The 3452-nt window shown below is 71.5% G+C and carries 4 protein-coding genes and 1 pseudogene; all 5 read left to right on the forward strand.

The genetic code is table 11. From position 1 onward, the window contains the following. Positions 1-897, forward strand: a pseudogene (gene fliI / locus AC16JP_RS05140) (flagellum-specific ATP synthase FliI); the annotation flags it as partial. Beyond that, entirely contained in the window at positions 894-1322 is a 429-nt protein-coding gene (locus tag AC16JP_RS05145) for a hypothetical protein (RefSeq protein ID WP_484339532.1), read from the forward strand. The pseudogene fliI and the gene AC16JP_RS05145, both read left to right, overlap by 4 nt. Continuing rightward, the gene (locus AC16JP_RS05150; protein WP_484339533.1) at positions 1319-2425 is read left to right on the forward strand and encodes a hypothetical protein; all 1107 of its coding nucleotides are present in this window, start codon (positions 1319-1321) and stop codon (positions 2423-2425) included. The genes AC16JP_RS05145 and AC16JP_RS05150 overlap by 4 nt, the downstream gene beginning before the upstream one ends. Before the next feature lie 23 nt (positions 2426-2448). Further along, a complete protein-coding gene (locus AC16JP_RS05155; protein WP_484339534.1) occupies positions 2449-2946 on the forward strand; it encodes a flagellar basal body-associated FliL family protein in 498 nt (165 codons plus the stop codon). 4 nt (positions 2947-2950) lie between these two features. Continuing rightward, positions 2951-3452 (forward strand): hypothetical protein (locus AC16JP_RS05160; protein ID WP_484339535.1); only part of this gene is annotated, 502 nt, incomplete at its 3' end.

Genomic DNA, 3452 nt, shown 5'->3' on the forward strand with positions numbered 1-3452 from the left:
CTGGCCAGCGGCGTGCGCGCAATCGACGGCCTGCTGACGCTGGGGCGCGGCCAGCGCGTCGGCCTGATCGCCGGCAGCGGCGTCGGGAAGTCGGTGCTGATGCAGCAACTGGTGCGCGGCGTAACCGCCGACTGCGTGGTGATCGCCCTCATCGGCGAACGTGGCCGCGAAATCACTGCATTCCTCAATCAACTGTCCGGCCCGGCGCTGGCGCGTTCGCACGTGGTTGCGGTGCCGGCCGACGCAGCGGCGCCGTTGCGGGTGCGCGGGGCGCTGCGCGCATTCGCCATCGCCGAATGGCTGCGCGCATGCGGACGGCATGTGCTGCTGGTGGTCGACAGCCTGACCCGCGTTGCCCATGCCCGCCGTGAAATCGCCCTTGCCGCCGGGGAACCGCCGGGCAGGCGCGGCTATCCGGCTTCCGCTCTCGACCTTCTGCCCCGCCTGATCGAACGCGCCGGCAACGACCGGGCGGGCGGCGGCTCGATCACCGCGCTGCTGACGGTACTGGCCGACGGCGACGATCTGGTCTCCGACCCGGTGGTCGATACCGCGCGCGGAGTCCTCGACGGCCACATCCTGCTCGATCGCTCGATTGCCGCGCGTGGCCGGTTTCCCGCGATCGACATCAGCCAGTCGCTAAGCCGCACCATGGCCGACTGCGTGGAACCGGCCCACATCGCCGCCGCCGCGCGGTTCCGGCGCGATCTCGGCCTCGTCGAACAGAACCGCGATCTGGTGGCGATCGGCGCATACTGTCGCGGGCAGGATGCCGCGCTAGACCGCGCGCTGGACGGGGCGGCAGGCCTTGAGGCCTTTCTTGCCCAGGACCAGCACGCAAGCATCGGCTTCGACGATGCGAAGGCGGCCCTGCTGTCGGGCTGGGGTGCTGCATGACCGCTGCGCGCCGCAAACTCGGCCGGCTCAGGCGGATTGCCGCAATCCGCGAAAGCCAGTTGCTTGCCGCCGACCGCCTGCTGGCTGCAACTGCTGCCGCAGCGACTGCCGCCAGCGCCCGCGCCGAGCATGTGCGTGCGCTGGCGCTGTCGTCGGTCGCGCCTGCCGATACCGCCAGCGGCGCCGCGCTGAAGGGCGCGGCCATGCTGCGCGGCCTGCTGCATCAGGCGCACGAAGCAGCAACGGCCCACGCCGCCAGCCGCCGCAATGCACAGGATCAGGCGGCAAACGCGCGCCATACCGCCGAACATGCCCGCTCGCGCGCATCCGACGATGCCGCGCGGATCACACGCCTCGTTGCCGACGATGCCGAGCAACGCGACCGCGACGATCGGCCCGCGCCCCTGCCCAGGGAGAAGCCATGACTGCCACGCCGATCGCCATCGCGGTTCCGCCGTCCAGGGCGCCCCGTGCCGCCGCCGGAACAGCGGCTGGCATCGACCCGTTCATCCTGCCGGATCTGCCCGTCGCAGCCACGCCCGAGGCCCCGACCAGCGACGCGCCGCCAGCCGACAACGCCGAGGACGGGAGTGCCGCCGACGCCGGACACCCCGGCATCGATACGGCGATCGCTTTGGCAACGATGCCCATCGCCCCACCGTTGCCGGAAGCCGCGCCGCCATCGCCTGCCGCATCCTTGCACGAAATGCAGCAGGCTGCGGCAGCCACCCGGCCAGCCGGCGAACAGGCCCTGCCTGCCGCTGCGCCAACCCTGCTTCCGGCGGGCAGCGCCGCCGGGCAACCCGCGCCCGAAACACGCACCCCTGCCGCGCCGCCAGCAGCCACCACCAGCGAATCGGCGCCGGAACCGGCAGGCGCCACCGACATGCCGCGCCCGGCCACGGCCACGCAGTGGGGCGGCCAGAGCAGCCCGAGCAGTGACAGCGGCGGCAGCGGCGGCCAAAGCCCGCAATCACCGCCATTCCGGATCGAACTTGCACCGCCGCCATCGGCCGCGACCGGCAGCACCGCCCCGCCGCCGTCAGCCGTTCCCGCAAGCACCGCAACGACGCCCGCACACCCACCCGCCGAGCAGCAGGTGCAGCCACGCGCCGAGGCCCCCGCAACCCCGGACATCACCGTCCGGTCGGCGACGGACCGGCTGATCGACGTGACCATCGCCGTCAGCACCGACGAAAGCCGGCAGCGGCTGGATGCTGCACGCCCTGAGCTGGCGCACGCGCTCGCCGAACTTGGCACCAAAGTGGAGGCAATCCGCGTGGAGCTTCGCACCGGAACAGTTGCAGAACAGTCGAACAGCCCATCCACTGGGAAAGAAGCCCGCGACCAGGAGCAGCCCCAGGCACGAAGCGGGCCAGACGGGGGAGCATCAGATGAACGCAGGCAAACCAGCCGCAACACGACCGCCGAACGGGAAGCACGACTGCTGCGCGTCAGGCCCGCGTCCCGGCAACATGGCGCACCCGGACTGCCCGGCAGCACCCGCCGGATCGACCTCTACGCCTGACATCTCTGCAAAGGCCCGCCCGCATGGTTGACACACCCGCCGCCGTCACGCTCGGCGCCCCGCCCCGCCCCGGCCTGCTGAAGCGTCTGCTGCTGCCCCTGCTGCTGGTGCTTGGCGGCGCTGCGGCCGGCGTCGGCGGCGCGCTTTCAGTGCCGAAACTGCTGCCGCAGCCGGCCGATGCGCCGAAGCCCGCCCCCAAAGTCGCCCCACTCGAATATGTCGAGATCGAGAACAGCTTTACCGCCAACCTGAAGGACACCGGCCGCTTCGCACAGGTGAAGATCGCCGTCTCGACGCAGGGCGGCCAGCCGGTGGTCGAAGCGGTGAAGCGTCACAACATCGCGATTGTGGCGGCGGTGCTGGCGATCCTTGCCGATACCGGCGAAGCGGAGCTGACCTCGACCGGCGGGCGCGATGCGCTTGCCCGGCGCATGCGGCTCGCCATCAACGACGTCCTCCAGCGCAAGAGCGGGATCGCAGGCGTCGACGACGTGTTCCTGACCAGCTTTGTGCTGCAATAGCCACATGCCGCGCGCCCACATCTGGCCGGAAGCCACCCCGCCCGACAACCGGCCCGAAGCTGCGTCCGGCACCGTGTCCGACGCCGCATTTGCCGATTTCGAAACCCTCGCCGCGACGCTCGGGCCGGAACTCACGCGCCTGTTCGGCCTGCGCACGAGCGTCCGGCAACGTCCACCGGGGGCAGCGGGCGCGCCGCTGCCGCTGCTGCTGCTTGCCGGAAAGGTCAGCCTTGTTTCCCGCAACGCGTCGCCACCCAACACCGGCCAGCAACAGACGGCGGAACTGCTGGTCGCCGCGCCGGACATCGACCGATTGCTGAACCTGCTGTTCGGCGGACGACCCGACCCGGCTGCGGCGGCTGCCGTCAGGCTTCCGCCGAACAGCGGTTCCTGGGCGGTGCTGGCGCAGTTTCTGGGGCAGGCGGTTTCACGCGCGCTCGGGGCATCCGGAACCCCGGCCCGCGTCGCCGATGCGCCCCCCGCTGCGATGGCGATCGCGCAGGCTC

This window comes from Sandaracinobacteroides sp., assembly GCF_057137845.1.

Excerpts from the sequence above, each read along its gene's own strand:
- AC16JP_RS05150 (WP_484339533.1), top strand. The coding sequence starts at position 1,319 with ATGACTGCCACGCCGATCGCCATCGCGGTTCCGCCGTCCAGGGCGCCC.
- AC16JP_RS05145 (WP_484339532.1), top strand. The coding sequence starts at position 894 with ATGACCGCTGCGCGCCGCAAACTCGGCCGGCTCAGGCGGATTGCCGCA.
- AC16JP_RS05155 (WP_484339534.1), top strand. The coding sequence starts at position 2,449 with ATGGTTGACACACCCGCCGCCGTCACGCTCGGCGCCCCGCCCCGCCCC.